The sequence below is a fragment of the Paenibacillus sp. GCM10012306 genome, assembly GCF_042649265.1.
Lineage (GTDB): Bacteria > Bacillota > Bacilli > Paenibacillales > Paenibacillaceae > Paenibacillus_AQ.
In genome coordinates, this window is the sequence record NZ_JBHRYW010000008.1 from 296,962 (window position 1) to 313,235 (window position 16,274).

Below are 16,274 nucleotides of genomic sequence, written 5' to 3' on the forward strand. Positions count from 1 at the left end.
ACTTTGAAAGACTGGATATGACGGGAGGTGCTGCACTTGGGTTACCAGCAATATGGAATCAGTCCCCAACTCGTTGATCGCATCAAGGTCAAGATGAAGAATAAGGCGGTCAAGGAACGCATCAAAACTATGATTACCGGTGTTTCAAAGAAAGAGCTACAGGAAACGGCCACGGTCCGCAAGTTGGTTCGGAGTTCATCCGCTGTGCTTAATGAGAAACTGACGTCTGCGCAGGAAGAGCAGATTGTAAAATTTGTGATTGCGCAGAAAATAGACCCGAACAATACGTTTCACCTGATTCGGCTTTGGGGGATGTTCCGTTAAAGCATCTTGAGTCTGGTTAGATCTTCTTCACAGCAAAAAAAAGCGCTCCCTGTCTGGCTGACGGGGAACGCTTTTTTGATTTGCAAGATTCAAAATGCTTGTAGCCTTCGAACCCAGAATTCTTTCTTGTTATTTGAAAATAATTCTGCGCCTGCGGGCGCTCTCGGCGGATTTGAAAACAATCCGTGAATCCGGATCAGCCTTTTGAATTAGTTCGGTTAACACTTGTTCCTCATTTCTTTCCGTGTGGCAGAACAAGGTGCCTGGCTGGTTGTCATCCCCGACATCGCCAATCAGCGCGGCCTCCCGGTTAAGCTCCTCCTTAAGGACCCGCTGAATGTCTTCACAGCGGTTGCTGGTAATCCAGGCGGACCGGGATGGCGAGAGCCCGCGAAGAGAGAGGCGCACGCCTTCAAAGGCCAGCAGGTAGGCGATGATGGAATACATGGCTTGATCCCAACCAAAGAGGGCCCCTGCTGCAAACAGGATGGCGCAATTCAGCAGCATGATTACGATCTCAGAAGATCGGGGCGGCCCGCCGCTCAGCAGTGAGTAACCCTGATCGCTGGCGCTGGTCACCTGATTCATTCCGCCAAATCGAACGGAGATGCCGACCCCGAGGCCAAGACAGATGCCTCCAGCGATGGCGGCAGGCAGTGGGTCGCCGATGATGGCCGGAAACTGGTGCAACGCCAGAGAACCTATCGTAAGGGCGGCCAACCCCACTACTGTATAGAGGGCAAACCGTAAATTGATTTGTTTGCGAGACATAAAGATAAAGGGCAGGTTAAACAGAAACAGAAACAGTCCAAGCCGCATTTCTGTAGTATGGGCAAACAGGGCAGACAGCCCAGTGATCCCACCAACGACCAGGCCGTGGGGCATCAGAAACAATTCAAGGCCAACTGCGGCCAGAAGCGCGCCTGCAATGACAGCGAGAATGCGGAAGCCTTTGCTTTGGCTGCCAGGGCGTCTCCGAATACCGGCGAAATCGGTCTTCATAAACATTCCTCCCTTCAGCAGGGAACATTTTATATAGAATAGTTCATCATGTAAGTTCAGTTTCCAGTTCCACAAAATTTGAAGTGAATTTTAGCGGATTGAGCCACTGTCGCAGCAACCATTTATAGATCAGCGGACAGAAAAGTAAGCAGAGCACAGGCAGTATAACATTTTCCCGCGCCGGGACGGTGTTCCCTGATAGCCTTGCTTTTAACACAGGAGTATTCATGTCGTTATAGGTCTTCAGACGAGCAGGAGGCATGCTTTTGCGTTCATAACGTTTGGATTCATAATTTTCTGCTTCCTGTCCTTCGTTATTGAATGCTTCAGAAGACCAGACAGGCGGAAGTGACAGTGAAAGCACCACACTAAGCGTAATATTCAACAGCCAAACCAATACAAAACGGCTTGCAGAGCGTACCAAGGGAACACCTCCTTTCTGCAGTTATTACTAAAAGCATAACATACGTTCTGGAGTTGAACCAAATCGGATTGCAAAAAAAAACAGGTCTTTCGAACGATGGGAAAACGAAACCGGGCTGTAAAAAACGCGTAAGCTGTAGTAATGACCGCTTTAATAATAATTTTTTGCGCAGGAGGGATGAATTTGAACGGATGGGACGGTTTTAATGATTTTAATAAGCGAAGTTTCTTTGATGGATTTCTTGGAGATGCCCCTCCATTCTTCAAGATTTTTCTGCTGGTCTTTTTACTTGTTTTTATTTTTATAATATTCAAAACGATACAGAATTGGTTAGCATACAAAACCAGCCCAGTAACCACAGGATATTATCAAGCCGTTGCCAAACGCAGCGAAGTCTGGGGAGGATCTGGGCAGCATAGCGCAAAGACTAGTTACTATGTGACCTTTGAGGATGAGGGAGGCAACCGTGTAGAACTGCAGGTTCCAAATTCGGCTTACGGATATATTATTGAAGGCGATACTGGAGAGTTAATCTATCAGGGTACAAGATTAAAGGATTTCCAGCGGCAAGGAAGCAGATCAGGTTCACGGATATAGCTTTTCATCTAAAGATATAGCATTTCATCCGATTAATGTGGAAAAGGGAAGGCCTGGGTTCAATCTCCCAAGTCTCCCCTTTTTGTGTTTTAACATACGCGCTACAACACCCGCTGCATATGCAAAATGACATGGCTCCAATAGCCGGTATCCAGCTCACTGATCTGAACACCAGGATCTCCCCAAGTATGGATGAACTTGCCGTCGCCAATGTAGATGCCGACATGACCTGGAATGGCATTACTTTCAAACCGTCCGGGAACGGTGAAGAAGACCAGATCGCCAGTCTGCAGTTCGTTCCGATTTACACGTGACCCTAGATTATCCTGATCCTTGGCCAGACGGGGCAGATTCAAACCGAATTTTTTGAAAACATGCTGTGTAAAGGAAGAACAATCGAACTTTTTACTTTCTTCGTAAGGGGCAGCACCGAACTCATAAGGGACACCCAAAAAGGTTTTGGCGTATGACACAAGCTCACTGCTCTGTGAAGGTGAGAGACTTTGGATTTTTAACGGCCTGGATAGCTGGTTCTGACCTGCTTCAACCTTGGAATCTTTTACCGTTGGCGTTGCGATATTGATCTCCCCGCTGTATGGGTTCCAGGCCACTTTGGTCTGGAGTAGTTTGGAAAGCGCCTTGGGCGTCACATAGATCTGGCCGTTGCGGAGCTGAGGGGCATCGCTCAAAGAAACCTTTTCACCCAATGACAGAACTTCAGTTGAACCTGGGCGAAGCTTGTACATCACGTCAGTGTAACCTATGCTGGTATATCCACCCGGCTTATTTGCCTCCTTCATTTGGTAGCCAATGGAGGCCACAGCAGGGGAGAGCGGAATCCAGAACTTGCCGTTGGCATCGGTGATTTTGGCTTTCTCATAATAGCTGGTTGCAGGTGATCCGTCGGGAGTCAGCGATCTTACTTTTGCGGTGTCTTTGGCCTTATAATAACCGCAGGCTGTACAAACCATGACAGTGCACAATATAAGGGCCGCTACAGCCCTATATTTATGGGGATGTTTCATCATATTACACGCTCCCTATCGTAAGCTTTAGTTTTAAGTTTGCGCAGGGAGCTCTTTTTTATGTAAGTCCAAGGTAATACATTGCAACCTGCAGGTTGTGTCAGATATTCTCCATTTTTAATGGAACTTTGTTAGAATATTGTTAAATGTGAGCGTGTTATAAGTGATTGACGGATATACAACCTCCATATAATATAGGTTTAATAGATTCGCATGTGTCGCTGTGAGATTCGTGTAAGCTTTCGCTTTAGTGCATTCATCTATAAAAGCGATAATGCTTTACCACTACTTCTGATGCACGCGCTGATACTGTACAAGAAAAGGGGTTATCTAATGAAGAAAAAGAATATTTGGCTAAGCTTGAGCCTGAGTATGCTGCTTGTGGCAGCAGGCTGTGGTTCTGGCAACAACAATGCGGCCGTCAATTCGGGAACTGGTGGCAATTCGGCGGGAAGTGCTGCAGCTACAGAAAATACGGGCAGTGGGGACGCCAAGAGCTACAAAATTGCCATCTCGCAGTATGTTGAGCATCCATCGCTTGATGCTACACGTGAAGGTATTCTGGCTGCACTTAAGGATGCCGGAATTGTTGAAGGCAAGAATCTGAAAGTGGATTTTGAAAATGCTCAGGCTGACCAGGCGAATAACTTGTCCATTGCCCAAAAGATCGCAGGGGAAAACAATGATCTTGTATTGGCGATTGCCACACCTTCTGCACAGGCGGTAGTACAGTCCATCAAGAACGATACACCGATTCTGTTCGCAGCTGTTACGGACCCGCTGGATGCGAAAATTGTTAAGGATCTCGATCATCCGGGCGGAAATGTCTCCGGGGCATCCGATACGAATCCGGCAGCAATTACTGAGCTAATGGATTTCATTGCCGCACAATTCCCGAATGTGAAGAAGCTGGGTCTCGTTATTAATGAAGGCGAGCCTAACGCAGTAACGATGGCGGGAATAGCCAAGAAAGCGCTCGACCAGCATGGCATTGAACTGGTTAAAGCGGCGATTACAAATACTTCTGAGGTGAAGCAGGCTGCTGAATCGCTCGTTGGCCGTGTCGACGCGTTGTATGTCACACTGGATAACACCGTGGTAGCAGGGATTGAACCGATCATCCAAACGGCAAATGCCAATAAGCTTCCTTTCTTCTCCAGTGATCGGGATACGGTCGAGAAGGGTGCTTTTGCCACAGTAGGCTTCAAATACTTTGACCATGGCTACCAGGTTGGCCAGATGGCTGCTGAAGTGTTGAAAGACGGCAAAAAACCGGGGGACATGAAGGTCAGCATGCAAGAGAAGCTTGATGTTATTTTGAACCTGAAAGCGGCAGCAGCACAGGGCATTGACGTTACCGACGCGATGAAGAGCGCAGTCAAAGACCCGGCTAACAGCATTATTCAATAAGACATGACATGGGGGCGGTTCTGAGGAACGCCCTTGCCGCTTAGGGAGGAAGTCAGCGATGATGAATTCAATGCTTGGTGCTACGGAACTGGGCTTACTTTATGCTTTTATGGCTTTAGGGGTATACATTACTTTTCGCATATTGGATTTTCCAGACCTTACGGTGGATGGTAGTTATACTACCGGTGGCGCAATAGCCGCTGTTATGATCTCGCACGGGTATTCGCCTTGGTTGGCAACGCTGGCTGCATTGGCTGGAGGAATGGCGGCAGGCATATGTACGGGACTGCTGCATACCAAGGGCAAGATTAACGGTCTCTTATCGGGTATCCTGATGATGATTGCCCTGTATTCGATTAACCTGCGTATTATGGGCAAACCCAACGTGTCGTTAATGGGTGAGGATCTGATATTTGGCTCCTTGAAGAATCTGTTGTACGTCATGCCGTTCGTGGTTCTTGCCGTAAAGCTGTTAATGGACTTATTCCTGCGTACCGATCTCGGCTTGGCCCTGCGGGCTACGGGAGATAATGCGCGAATGATTCGCAGCTTTGGTGTGAATACAGACAACACAACAATTCTAGGTATTAGTCTGTCGAACGGGATGGTGGCACTGTCAGGTGCTCTGATCGCTCAATACTCCACGTTTGCTGACTCCTCTATGGGGATTGGGATGATCGTCATCGGTCTGGCTTCAGTTATTATTGGTGAAGCAATCTTCGGTTCGGGGAGTGTATTCCGGGCAACACTGGCGGTTGTTCTGGGGTCTATCGTCTACCGGATCGTGGTCGCACTGGCTTTGCGAGTGCCGTGGCTCAATGCTTCGGATCTTAAGCTCATTACAGCTGTTATCGTCATTGTTGCGCTGGTATTCCCTTCGATTCAGCGTTACTTGAAGCAGAAGAATGTTGGACGTAAGCGGACGGAAGAATTGGCTGAGCAGGCGCTCCGCAGCAAGAAAGGGGGTGCTCTCGATGCTTAAACTGGACAATGTATCGAAGCTGTTTAACCCTGGAACATCTGATGAGAAGATTGCGCTGCTTGGTATTGATCTGGAGCTTCATCCAGGTGATTTTGTGACCATTATCGGCAGTAATGGGGCTGGAAAGTCAACGCTGATGAATATTATTTCCGGGGTAATGAAGCCTGATCTTGGCGAAGTGCTGATTGAGGGCAGCTCAATCAGTGGCCTGCCTGAGTTTCAGCGCAGCCGCTGGGTTGGGCGGGTCTTCCAGGACCCGATGGCAGGCACGGCTCCGCATATGACGATTGAAGAGAATTTGGCGATGGCCTATAAACGAGGCAAGAGCAGAGGTCTGAGCTTTGGAGTTAATGCGGCGAGACGGACAATGTTCCGCGAGCAGCTAGAGCGTCTGGGCATTGGCCTGGAGAATCGGCTGCGGGCCAAGGTTGGGCTGCTGTCAGGCGGGGAGCGGCAGGCGCTCAGCCTGCTGATGGCGACGTTCACGCAGCCGCAGATTCTGCTGCTGGACGAGCATACGGCAGCGCTTGATCCTGCCCGTGCGGAGCTGATTACGAAGCTGACGGAATCCATTGTTCGTGAAATGAAGCTGACCACCTTGATGGTCACCCATAACATGGAGCAGGCGATTCGCCTTGGGAACCGGCTGATTATGATGGATAAGGGATCGATTATTCTCGATATCGATGCTAGCCGGAAGCAGGATTTGACCGTGGAGCGCCTGCTGGGAGAGTTCGAGGCAATCAGCGGGCATAAGCTGGCAGATGACCGGATCGTGCTCGGCTAATGGTGAATCAAAGCCGCGAGCCATAGGCAATTAATAGTAGACAAAGAGGTAGGGATGCAAGGTCCGTTAAGGAGCTTATATTCCTGCCTCTTTGCTTGTACAAAAGATAATCTGTCGATTCATGAACTCGTATGCGAGGTAAAGGTTAGGGAAAGAACTGAACTTGAAGCTTGCAATACGATAAGGAGGATGAATAACCATGGCAGAGAACCAGTTGAAAGGTAAAGTAGCGATAGTGACAGGTGGGGGCTCGGGTATAGGCCGAGCGGCAGTGATTGAGTTCGCCAGACAAGGGGCGAAGGTTGCTCTATTGGACCGGACAGTGGATAAGGCGGAGCACGTTAAAAAGCAGGTGGAACAGGAGGGTGGCCAAGTTCTAGTCATCGGATGCGACATTGGCGATCCCAAGCAGGTGGAGGCAGCAGTCAAGCAAGCGGCTGAGGCTTGGGGACAACTGGATATTGTCTTCGCCAATGCGGGTATTAATGGCGCCTTGGCACCGATTGAGACAATGGATATCGAGAGCTGGGATCAGACGATTCAAATTAACCTTCGCGGAACGTTCGCTACCGTGAAGTATGCGATTCCCTATTTGAAAGCAAAGGGTGGCAGCATCATCATTACCAGTTCGATCAACGGTAACAGGGTCTTCTCCAATATTGGATTTTCTGCATATAGCACAACTAAAGCCGGGCAGGTGGCCTTTATGAAGATGGCAGCGCTGGAGCTGGCCCAATTCAAGATCCGTGTTAATGCAATATGCCCGGGAGCGATCAAAACCAACATTGATAAAAATACCTTTCCTGCAGATGATTTAGGTGAGGTGCAAATTCCTGTGGAGTTTCCCGAAGGGGATCAGCCGCTGGAAGAGGGACCGGGAAGTTCAGAGCAAGTCGCCAAGCTCGCACTGTTTCTGGCCTCCGACCACTCGGATCATATCACGGGTACAGAAATTTACTGTGACGGGGCAGAGTCACTGCTTCATGGCTAGTTCCGACTAATTCGACCTATCCTTGCATATGATGAACCGAATGTATTTTCCTTCCTGGAACTAGAACGGATTTCCGCCCCGCCGCAGATTAACGGTGTACCAGGCCGTGCCTGTCAGGGGTTGAAATACCGTTTTTGCTTATAGAAAGGGGGAGGGGTTTCAGTTATAATGGATTATCTGTGAGGAGAGGAGGAGACAGGATGGAATTACATTATGAATCGATTATTAAACTCTGCGTGGCCATGCTGTTCGGGCTGTTCATCGGTATCGACAGACAGATTAAGCAGAAACCGCTGGGAATTCGGACCAGTATGGTCATCAGCATTGCGAGCTGCTTGGTTACGCTCGTTTCTATTCATGCGTTCGACAAGTTCGCTGGACCCGATCATCCTAATATGGACCCGATGCGGCTGGCTGCGCAAATTGTGAGCGGGATCGGTTTTCTGGGGGCAGGCGTGATTCTGCGCAGAGGAGGCGATGCGATCTCCGGACTGACCTCAGCGGCGTTGATCTGGACTGCTTCTGGAATCGGGATTGCAGTAGGCGCAGGATTCTACGAGGAAGCGGCTTATGCGGTTGCACTGCTGATGTTTGCTGTGAATGCCGTTCCCCACCTGATTAAAGCGATCGGGCCACAGGTGCTTAACAAGCATGAGGTTTCCGTCAAAATCATTATGGAGCCCAATTACGTTTTGACAGATGTCATCCTGAAAATTGAGAAGCCAGAAGCTGTATCACAGAAGCGGCCGAAAGGCTATGTCAGAACCATTCGTCGCATAAAAATCAAGGATTTGGATGATGGCAGACAGCTGATTGACATGGTTCTGTCTACGCCGGATCGAGATTATGCCACGGAAATCTATTATGATATCAAGAAGATTGAACATGTTATGAGTGTGGAAGTGGAGCAGTTATAAAAGGTCATGTTAACGCTTGCGAAGTTGTGGTAATCTAACAAGTGGAGAGTATTTCTGAAGGTACTGAAGGGAGACTGTACACAATCATGTCGATTACAGCATTTGAAGGGCATTATGAAGGCGAAGCCGCCATTTGGCTTAAAGCCGGGCGTTATGAAGCGGCTCTACTACCGGGGATCGGTGGCAATTTGATTTGCTTCCGTGATACCGAAAACGGTTACCGTTTCCTGCATGAGCCAGGAGCGGAAGAAATGGAAGCGTTCAAAGCGAGTCCAGGCATTCATGGTATTCCGGTACTATTTCCACCTAACCGCTACGAGGATGGTAAATTTCCATGGAAGGGACAAACGTATCAGTTCCCTGTGAATGAAGCGGCAACCGGTAATCACTTGCACGGGTTTCTTCATACAGCAGCCTGGGAGGTAGAGGAGTTCGGTAGCAGCAAGACAGAAAGTTTTGTTATCGTCAAAATAAAAGTGGATGAGAATCATCCCTCCTATGAATATCTACCTTTCAATTATACAATCAAGCTGCGCTACAGCCTCGGAGAAGGCGGTTTGTCCCAGCAGCTGCTGGTACATAATGACGGCACAGAGGAAATGCCTTGCCTGTTGGCATTCCATACAGCGATCAATGCACCGTTCGCACCGGGTAGCACGCCACAGGACTACCGGGTGAAGCTCACGCTGGGACAACGCTGGGAGCTGAATGAACGGATGCTGCCTACCGGATCATTCCAGGAGCTGCAGCCCGAAGAGATTCAATTGCGTGATGAAGGGGTAAATCCGTTCTATGCTTCAATGGATAATCATTACACAGCCGTAGCACAGAATGGACGTAACCGGATGGAACTGACAGACAGTCAAGCTGGCGTTACGCTTGTCTATGATGTGGGTACCTCCTACAAGCAATGGATGATTTGGAACAATGGCGCGACAGAGGGCTTCTTCTGCCCTGAACCGCAGATTAATCTTGTTAATGCTCCGAATGTGGATCTTCCGGCGGAAGAGATCGGCTTGTTCAGCTTGAAGCCGGGCGAATATTGGGAAGAGACTAGCCGTTTATATGTAAAATAAAGTAGAGTGTTTCTTCATAAATAGTATTTGGCAGATAGGTCTTAAGGGCCTAGGGTGAAATAGAAACCGCTCTTTTGAAAATGGGCACAGAGACCCTGTGTCATTTGGAGAGCGGTTTCTTACGTTTGTATCTCCCACACATACTGGGTTCTTCGCCGCGTTTATATTTCACTGCTTTAAACTGTTATTGTGCGTGTGAGATTTGCGTCTTTACGTAAGATTTAGTTAGTATGAATTTTACATATTAGTAGAGGGGACAGGCTTGCGGTTGATGATAAACCATTGGATAATAGGGTGAAAATCAATCCGTCCCTTACCGAGCCGAAGGAGGAGTGGGATGCAGATTCTTGCAATGGTGACCATGTTGATAGACCATATCGGCGCCATTTTTTTTCCGAGCGAAATGACTTGGAGATATATAGGTAGAATTGCTTTTCCAATCTATTGCTATGCTCTTGTGCAGGGACACATCCATACCTCATCCCGATCCAGATATGTGCTGCGGCTGCTCCTCATCGCCCTGCTTGCCCAGATTCCATACAATCTGGCCTTGAATCCGGGTGGATGGAATGTCGTATTTACATTATTGCTATCGGTGCTTGTGCTGATCGTACTGGACAAGCTGCCCAGTCCCTGGCTGGCTGCACCGGTTGTTGCTGCTGCTGTACTGTTGATGGAATATTTCCCGCTGGATTATAACGCTTACGGCTTGTTGCTGGTCCTGATTTTTCGCTATACGAGATCGCATGGACTGGTGCTGGCACATCTGGCACTCAATATATTCTATCTATTCTACTACGGCTGGCTGATACAAATGGCGAGTCTTGTTCCGACCTTGGCTATTGTATATGCACCAGCCATATGGACAACACTGCAGCATCGTCGTGTGCCCCGCTGGGTATGGTGGTCTTTTTATCCGGTACATCTAGCGGTGTTGGCTGTGGTGAGAGGGCTGGTGAACGGTCAGTGGATGCCTATAGACTGGACGCAACTACTTAAGCTGTAGTGGTATATCATCGACAAGAATAGCGTTTACAAATCTTGGCTCAGTTGAGATAATGAATTGATTTCACAAAATTCAGAAGAGGAGACATGCTATGAGAAAAATCAAATCAAGAGCCAAATGGTTTGTACCATTCATTGCGCTGCTACTGGTTCTGGCAGGTTGTCAACCTGTCGGCGGATTCGACGTTAACAAGGCGCTGCTTGGAGATTTGGATGTGAAGTCGTCCGAATTCAGCACGAAGCTGTCCTTGGCTGCTGTACCGTCTGACGGAATTAGCCCAGAGGATCAACAGATTGTAGATCTTATTAATTCATTATCTTTGAATGTAAGCAACCTGAAGGTGCAGGATAATGGTGATATCTCTGCCAAAGGAACTGTGGGCTACAAGAAGCTGAACTTGCCGTTCGCATTCTTCTTGGATAAAGAAGCGATTGTGCTCAACGTAGAGGGGGCCAAGCAGCCGTTCTACTTCCCAGTTACTTCTTATGAGAAGGAATTTGGTGTAGAGGGTCTGGACCCAGCCAAAGCACAGGATCTGTCCAAGCTGATTACAGAATTTGTAGTTAAGAATCTCCCGAATCCGGGTGTAATTAACGTCTCGAACGTTAGTGAGGCAGTCTATGGCGAGCAGCTTAATCTGACTAAGCTACATGCAGAGGTGACAGGCCAAGAATTGCCTGCGCTTCTAAAAACGTTCCTGAAATCGATATCCAAGGATACTGAGGGCTTCACTAATTTGATCAGCGGTCTCTATGACTACCTGTATCCGATTGTTAAGGCCTCGGGTGTTAACGCAGATGACTACCTCAATCTTGGTCTCGGCGATCTTCCGCTGGATGATAAAGAGGGTGTTGTAACCGTTCTGCATGATGCGGCGAAGTTAGCTGTAGATTCCTTGCTACTTGTCTATGACAAGCAGCTTGATAATCTGTATGAATACGAACCTGAATTGAAAACGGTGCTGAGTAAGGATACTAAGCTTCAAGTTGACCTCTATGTCGACAGCAGCCTTCATATCCGTAAGCAGAACGTCGATCTGAAGATCGCGCTTCCGCAAGTGGATGGCATTCCGTTGAAGAGTATTTCTTTGAAGGCCGAGTCACAAGCCTGGAATATTGGGGGCAAAGTAACGGCTGATCACCTCAGCAAGGATGGTGCCCTGGATATTACTAAGGTAAGCTTGACACCAGGGGAGACGCTGAGAAGCTTTGAACCAGAGTCAGATGTTTATCGCTTGCTCAAGGACGAAATCGGCATCACCAAAAAGACACTCGTGATTGCTCCGGATGATGATTATTACTATCCGGTTGTGATTGACAACACTACTTATGTTCCGCTGCGCTACTTGGCACAGGACTTGGATGCAACCATTAAGTGGGATGGAGCAACCAGAACGATTACCGTTACTGACGATCTGCAAGGTGACCAGTTGGTATTTAAAGTCGGTTCTGCCCAAGCTACGCTGAATGGACTCAAGATTAATCTTGGTAAGGCTGTATTTATTGATGAGTACGGCGATGCCAATGTGCCACTCCGTGTTCTGGCCGAAGCTCTGCATGGCAAGGTAACCAGAGACAAAGAGGGCTGGATTTACATTAATCGCGATTAGTACACATAATGAAGTATAGGTAAGAAAAGCCGTCTTCACTGCAAAGAACTTGCGGAGAGGACGGCTTTTTGTGTGTTCAAGAGGACCTTGACGCTGCGGTTTATATCCCATTTTCCTAATGGTGAATAATAAAGTGCGGGTACAGCGAAAATAAGCAATGAAAAGCATTCATATCCGACAAAAAAAGTAGAGTATTACTGTTGCAAACCTCGAAAAAAAGTGCTATGATGTAAAAAAGTAAGCAACTAAAATTAATGGAGGTAGTTATTTTATGTCTAAGAACTTTTTTGAAGCCGTTAAAGGTAGACGTTCCGTATATGCCATCAGCAAAGAATCCCCGATTTCCGACGAGAGAATCAAGGAAATTGTTGAAGAGGCTGTACTACATAGCCCATCTTCTTTCAACTCCCAAAGCGCTAGAGCTGTAGTTCTGCTCGGTGAAAATCATGATAAACTTTGGAATATTGCGGAAGATGCTCTTCGCAAAATCGTTCCGGCTGATCAGTTCGAAGCGACTGCACAAAGACTGGGTGCTTTCAAAGCCGGTTACGGCTCCGTGTTGTTCTTTGAAGATCAAAACGTTATTAAACAACTTCAAGAAAAATTTGCAACCTATGCTGATAACTTCCCGCTTTGGTCTAACCAATCTTCCGGTATTCTGCAATTCGTAGTATGGACTGCATTGGCGGAAGAAGGTTTGGGTGCATCCTTGCAGCACTACAACCCGCTGATCGATGATGAAGTGAAGAAAGAATGGGGCATTCCGCAAGAATGGAAGTTGATTGCTCAATTGCCGTTCGGCAAGAAAGTAGCTGAACCAGGAGCAAAAGAATTCCAACCGATTGAAGAACGCGTGAAATTTGTTAAATAAGAATAAGGCGGTTGCAATCGCTAATTCTTGTCCATAAGATTAACAACAAAAAGCCTCCATTCCCAATACTAGGGGATGGAGGCTTCTTGTAAGTGCAGACACGATGTAGAAACGTGCCCACAGTTATTTTTACTGCTTCGCAGGTGCTTCTGTTGCTTCCGGAGTAGCGTCCTTCTTGGCATCAGTCAATGTGTTGGTGATTTTAGCTTTCTCTGTGATATCCTTCAACCATGTAGAGGACAGTTCAGAGATCTTCTGGGAAGTGAGAGTTTTGCGAATCTCATCCTTTTTCTCGTCCAGTGTATATTTCTTGGCTTCCTTGCGGTCGGTTACCTTGATGATGTGATATCCGTATTGGGATTTCACCGCACCGCTCGTTTCCCCGACTTTCAGCTTAAATGCTACATCAGAGAACTCAGGCACCATGTCGCCGCGTTTGAAGAAGTTCAGATCTCCACCGTTATCCTTGGAGCCAGTGTCCGTGGACTTTTCCTTGGCAACTGTGGCAAAGTCTTTGCCATCCTTCAACTCTTTGAGGACTTCATCCGCTTCTTCTTTGGTTTTCACCAGAATATGGGAGGCACGTACTTCTTCTTCAGTATCGAAGTGCGCTTTATTTTCATCATAGTATTTCTTAATTTCATCGTCCGTAATCTTCACTTGTGGCTCAAGGATTTTCCGCAGCTCTACCTGGAGCGGCATTTGCTTCTTAAGATCATCCAGAGTCATTCCGCTTTGGGCCAACGCGCTATTGAAAGCTTCTTCGCCCCCGAATTGGGCCTTCAGGTCTGAAAGTTCTTCAGCAATGTCAGCATCGGTTACAGTGATATTGGCTTTCTTGGCTTCCTGTGAGACCAATGTTGTGGTGATCAGGGATTGCAGAGTAGATGGCCCGCCGGCTTCTACCATCTTGTCGTAAAGCTGGGACTTTGTAATATTCTCACCGTTAACCGTTGCTACTGCTGTATTGTCGTCTCCCTTTTGGAAGGGGGGCTTGATCAGAACAATAATGAGCGCGGCAGCCAATACGATAGAGGCGATCATCCAGCCTTTTCCGTTTTTAGGGGCTGCAGGTGCTGGCGGAACAGTCTCGCCGATTTTGTTCATCACGGGAACGCTTTCTTCATTTTCCAGTATGACCGGTTCAGCAAGCTTGTCCTCTTGAACGGTCTCAGAAGGGGTGCTGCCCTCGATAACTGTCTCGTTTACAGCTTCGGGAGAATCCAGTTCTTCCGCCTTACCGTTGTTTTCCAGGTGTTCATTTTCATTCAAATCTTTTTTGTCCATTAGAATTAATGACTCCCTTCAATATAGGTGATGCCTGTCTTTCTACAACTTTACCAGAAATCGTGCTTCCAAACCTTAAGAAAGTATAAAAATGCACAATTTCTTTTTAAGTTTTCATTAAGATACGGAAAAAAGCCGGAAGACTCATGGGATCATGAGCTTCCGGCTTTTTGGGAAAAGAGGGTTCGTTGTCTCCCTAAGCGCGCCGTTTGTTGAGCAAATGGCGAATGCTTTCCTGTTTACGTCTAGGTACACGGACATTTTTGGCGTATGCACCCATTTCTCCGAAGTAGATACAATCATCAGTGATGGAGCTAATCTTGTTAAGATTGACGTAACAGCCTCCATAGACCTGGTAATAATTCGGATTGGATAACAAGCGTTTAAGTTGCTCGGCAGTCATTCTTTTTTTAATGTTGTAGTTTCTGCCGTGAAAGATGACCAAATCATGGTCTCCGACCTTAAAGAACAGAATGTCCGTCTCCACCTCGAAGTCCTCATATACGTTTCTGGCTTCCAGCAGGATGCTACTCATTCATGTTCCCCCTTTATAAGGATTAAAAAATAGATGTTAGCGCTTTCATTATATCATAACAAACAACCGGTGAAAAGCCTTATTTTTAAAATAATTTACGACATTTTTAACGTTGTATTTGTCATAGACGCTGAAAAACTGTAAATTAATAAGGATAGCTGCTTGTTCATCAGCGGGCAAAAGCCTTAAAGAGAACTACTATGGAGGAGGAACATGAAATGAGTGAACATAACAGACTTTTATTGTATACAGGTGCCTATGCCAGTGCAGAGGAGAACGGTGTTCAGGTGTTTGAGTTTGACGGCGGGGCTGGAGGTACTATTAAACTGCTGGATGCGGCTCAAGGTATCACAAACCCAACGTTTGTCAATGTAGACCCGGTAAGGTCACGGCTCTACGCTATCGGCGAGCAGCCGGACGGAAAAGGCAGTAAAGAAGGGGAGATCGTGACTTTCGCGATTGATCCACAGACCGGTGAGCTAACTCGTTTGGGCGTCATCGCCACTATGCCAGCAGCAGGTGGGAAACAGGCGACAACCTGCCATATTAGCCGTGAGCCGCAGAACGAATTCTTAGTGGTGTGCAGTTACCATGGAGGAACTGTTGGACTGGTATCACTGGATGCTCAAGGCCTTCCGGTTGCCTTGACGGACACAGCCGTACATAGCGGACATGGCGCCCATCCGGAGCGTCAGGACCGTCCACACCCGCATTCGGCTATTTTCAGTCCCGATGGCCGGTTCTTGTTCGTATCGGATCTCGGACTTGATCTTATCCGTACCTATGTCATCAACCGTGATAAGAAGACTCTGGAAGCGCAAGGCGATACCGTGCTTCATCCTGGATCGGGTCCACGTCATCTGGCCTTTCATCCAGACGGTAAATCCGCTTATGTGATTAACGAAGTGGATTCTACCATTACTTCATTTACATACGACAGTGAAACAGGCACGCTGCAGGCGGCTGTTACAGTCCCTACGCTGCCCGCAGATTTCACGGAAGAGAACACTTGCGCGGAAATCGCCCTGACGCCGGATGGCCGTTATTTGTACGGTTCTAACCGTGGACACGATAGCCTCGTAGTATTTGCGGTTGATGCTGCAACAGCTGGTCTGACACTGGTAGAGCATGTCTCTACGCAAGGCGGTCATCCTCGCCATTTCACGTTGACCCCGAACGGCGCATATCTGATTGTTGCTAACCGGGACGCGAGCAATCTTGTTGTTTTCTCCGTGGATAGTGGCAGTGGCAAGTTGTCCTTCACAGGGAACACAGCGGAGTTGTCCAAGCCCGTCTGTGTGAAGCCAGCCTTTCTTCCATCTCAGACGGCTGGGGTGTAATACTTGATTGAACCCTTCACATCCCAGGGAAAAACAAAGGGAACACCGGACAATACCGGTGTTCCCTTTGAATTGAAAAGGTGAAACATTG

The 16,274-nt window shown here is 47.7% G+C and carries 17 protein-coding genes; 12 read left to right on the forward strand and 5 right to left on the reverse strand.

Annotated elements, in window-relative coordinates; translation table 11 throughout:
• Nucleotides 1–36: 36 nt before the first annotated feature.
• Nucleotides 37–324, forward strand: coding sequence for a stage VI sporulation protein F (locus ACFORK_RS19005; protein WP_379201790.1), 288 nt, complete (start codon nt 37–39; stop codon nt 322–324).
• A 129-nt stretch (nt 325–453) separates the two neighbouring features.
• On the opposite strand, the gene ACFORK_RS19010 is transcribed toward ACFORK_RS19005, so the two are convergent.
• Together ACFORK_RS19010 and ACFORK_RS19015 are read right to left on the reverse strand one after the other, a co-directional pair.
• Complete coding sequence (locus tag ACFORK_RS19010) at nt 454–1,326, reverse strand: YitT family protein (protein WP_379201792.1); 873 nt, start codon at nt 1,324–1,326, stop codon at nt 454–456.
• A 46-nt stretch (nt 1,327–1,372) separates the two neighbouring features.
• A complete protein-coding gene (locus tag ACFORK_RS19015) occupies nt 1,373–1,750 on the reverse strand; it encodes a hypothetical protein (RefSeq protein ID WP_379201794.1) in 378 nt (125 codons plus the stop codon).
• A 177-nt stretch (nt 1,751–1,927) separates the two neighbouring features.
• Here ACFORK_RS19015 and ACFORK_RS19020 point away from each other — a divergent pair, with 177 nt between their 5' ends.
• Nucleotides 1,928–2,347 (forward strand): DUF2500 domain-containing protein, encoded by a 420-nt coding sequence (locus tag ACFORK_RS19020; RefSeq protein ID WP_379201796.1) that lies wholly within the window; start codon nt 1,928–1,930, stop codon nt 2,345–2,347.
• A gap of 101 nt (nt 2,348–2,448) precedes the next feature.
• On the opposite strand, the gene ACFORK_RS19025 is transcribed toward ACFORK_RS19020, so the two are convergent.
• Complete coding sequence (locus tag ACFORK_RS19025; protein ID WP_379201798.1) at nt 2,449–3,375, reverse strand: C40 family peptidase; 927 nt, start codon at nt 3,373–3,375, stop codon at nt 2,449–2,451.
• A gap of 330 nt (nt 3,376–3,705) precedes the next feature.
• Between ACFORK_RS19025 and ACFORK_RS19030 the strand changes: the two genes are divergently transcribed.
• From ACFORK_RS19030 to ACFORK_RS19070, 9 genes are all read left to right on the forward strand, one after another.
• On the forward strand, nt 3,706–4,782 hold the full coding sequence (locus ACFORK_RS19030) for an ABC transporter substrate-binding protein (protein WP_379201800.1): 1,077 nt from the start codon (nt 3,706–3,708) through the stop codon (nt 4,780–4,782).
• Between the two features lie 58 nt (nt 4,783–4,840).
• The gene (locus tag ACFORK_RS19035; protein ID WP_379201802.1) at nt 4,841–5,764 is read left to right on the forward strand and encodes an ABC transporter permease; all 924 of its coding nucleotides are present in this window, start codon (nt 4,841–4,843) and stop codon (nt 5,762–5,764) included.
• Nucleotides 5,757–6,551: an ABC transporter ATP-binding protein gene (locus ACFORK_RS19040; protein ID WP_379201804.1), complete on the forward strand. Its 795-nt coding sequence runs from the start codon at nt 5,757–5,759 to the stop codon at nt 6,549–6,551. Before ACFORK_RS19035 ends, ACFORK_RS19040 begins: the two co-directional genes overlap by 8 nt.
• 199 nt (nt 6,552–6,750) lie before the next feature.
• Nucleotides 6,751–7,542 carry an SDR family oxidoreductase gene (locus ACFORK_RS19045; protein WP_379201806.1) on the forward strand — a complete coding sequence of 264 codons (792 nt, stop codon included), beginning with the start codon at nt 6,751–6,753 and terminating at the stop codon, nt 7,540–7,542.
• A gap of 200 nt (nt 7,543–7,742) precedes the next feature.
• On the forward strand, nt 7,743–8,459 hold the full coding sequence (locus ACFORK_RS19050) for an MgtC/SapB family protein (RefSeq protein ID WP_379201808.1): 717 nt from the start codon (nt 7,743–7,745) through the stop codon (nt 8,457–8,459).
• Between the two features lie 86 nt (nt 8,460–8,545).
• A complete protein-coding gene (locus ACFORK_RS19055; RefSeq protein ID WP_379201810.1) occupies nt 8,546–9,535 on the forward strand; it encodes an aldose 1-epimerase in 990 nt (329 codons plus the stop codon).
• A 337-nt stretch (nt 9,536–9,872) separates the two neighbouring features.
• Nucleotides 9,873–10,541, forward strand: coding sequence for a TraX family protein (locus ACFORK_RS19060; RefSeq protein WP_379201812.1), 669 nt, complete (start codon nt 9,873–9,875; stop codon nt 10,539–10,541).
• Between the two features lie 91 nt (nt 10,542–10,632).
• Complete coding sequence (locus ACFORK_RS19065) at nt 10,633–12,150, forward strand: copper amine oxidase N-terminal domain-containing protein (protein WP_379201814.1); 1,518 nt, start codon at nt 10,633–10,635, stop codon at nt 12,148–12,150.
• Nucleotides 12,151–12,421: 271 nt separating this feature from the next.
• On the forward strand, nt 12,422–13,021 hold the full coding sequence (locus ACFORK_RS19070; protein WP_379201816.1) for a nitroreductase family protein: 600 nt from the start codon (nt 12,422–12,424) through the stop codon (nt 13,019–13,021).
• A gap of 129 nt (nt 13,022–13,150) precedes the next feature.
• Here ACFORK_RS19070 and ACFORK_RS19075 read toward each other — a convergent pair whose 3' ends face one another.
• Together ACFORK_RS19075 and ACFORK_RS19080 are read right to left on the reverse strand one after the other, a co-directional pair.
• Nucleotides 13,151–14,308 carry a peptidylprolyl isomerase gene (locus tag ACFORK_RS19075; RefSeq protein ID WP_379201818.1) on the reverse strand — a complete coding sequence of 386 codons (1,158 nt, stop codon included), beginning with the start codon at nt 14,306–14,308 and terminating at the stop codon, nt 13,151–13,153.
• A 196-nt stretch (nt 14,309–14,504) separates the two neighbouring features.
• Nucleotides 14,505–14,843 (reverse strand): LytTR family transcriptional regulator DNA-binding domain-containing protein, encoded by a 339-nt coding sequence (locus tag ACFORK_RS19080; protein WP_379201820.1) that lies wholly within the window; start codon nt 14,841–14,843, stop codon nt 14,505–14,507.
• Between the two features lie 218 nt (nt 14,844–15,061).
• Between ACFORK_RS19080 and ACFORK_RS19085 the strand changes: the two genes are divergently transcribed.
• Nucleotides 15,062–16,183 carry a lactonase family protein gene (locus ACFORK_RS19085; RefSeq protein WP_379201822.1) on the forward strand — a complete coding sequence of 374 codons (1,122 nt, stop codon included), beginning with the start codon at nt 15,062–15,064 and terminating at the stop codon, nt 16,181–16,183.
• Nucleotides 16,184–16,274 lie beyond the last annotated feature (91 nt).

What these genes read in the sequence shown, in the direction of transcription:
- ACFORK_RS19065 (WP_379201814.1), top strand. Translation starts at nt 10,633, where the DNA reads ATGAGAAAAATCAAATCAAGAGCCAAATGGTTTGTACCATTCATTGCG.
- ACFORK_RS19025 (WP_379201798.1), bottom strand. Translation starts at nt 3,375, where the DNA reads ATGATGAAACATCCCCATAAATATAGGGCTGTAGCGGCCCTTATATTG.
- ACFORK_RS19010 (WP_379201792.1), bottom strand. Translation starts at nt 1,326, where the DNA reads ATGAAGACCGATTTCGCCGGTATTCGGAGACGCCCTGGCAGCCAAAGC.
- ACFORK_RS19070 (WP_379201816.1), top strand. Translation starts at nt 12,422, where the DNA reads ATGTCTAAGAACTTTTTTGAAGCCGTTAAAGGTAGACGTTCCGTATAT.
- ACFORK_RS19060 (WP_379201812.1), top strand. Translation starts at nt 9,873, where the DNA reads ATGCAGATTCTTGCAATGGTGACCATGTTGATAGACCATATCGGCGCC.
- ACFORK_RS19080 (WP_379201820.1), bottom strand. Translation starts at nt 14,843, where the DNA reads ATGAGTAGCATCCTGCTGGAAGCCAGAAACGTATATGAGGACTTCGAG.
- ACFORK_RS19020 (WP_379201796.1), top strand. Translation starts at nt 1,928, where the DNA reads ATGAATTTGAACGGATGGGACGGTTTTAATGATTTTAATAAGCGAAGT.
- ACFORK_RS19055 (WP_379201810.1), top strand. Translation starts at nt 8,546, where the DNA reads ATGTCGATTACAGCATTTGAAGGGCATTATGAAGGCGAAGCCGCCATT.
- ACFORK_RS19030 (WP_379201800.1), top strand. Translation starts at nt 3,706, where the DNA reads ATGAAGAAAAAGAATATTTGGCTAAGCTTGAGCCTGAGTATGCTGCTT.
- ACFORK_RS19035 (WP_379201802.1), top strand. Translation starts at nt 4,841, where the DNA reads ATGATGAATTCAATGCTTGGTGCTACGGAACTGGGCTTACTTTATGCT.
- ACFORK_RS19040 (WP_379201804.1), top strand. Translation starts at nt 5,757, where the DNA reads ATGCTTAAACTGGACAATGTATCGAAGCTGTTTAACCCTGGAACATCT.
- ACFORK_RS19050 (WP_379201808.1), top strand. Translation starts at nt 7,743, where the DNA reads ATGGAATTACATTATGAATCGATTATTAAACTCTGCGTGGCCATGCTG.
- ACFORK_RS19075 (WP_379201818.1), bottom strand. Translation starts at nt 14,308, where the DNA reads ATGGACAAAAAAGATTTGAATGAAAATGAACACCTGGAAAACAACGGT.
- ACFORK_RS19085 (WP_379201822.1), top strand. Translation starts at nt 15,062, where the DNA reads ATGAGTGAACATAACAGACTTTTATTGTATACAGGTGCCTATGCCAGT.
- ACFORK_RS19045 (WP_379201806.1), top strand. Translation starts at nt 6,751, where the DNA reads ATGGCAGAGAACCAGTTGAAAGGTAAAGTAGCGATAGTGACAGGTGGG.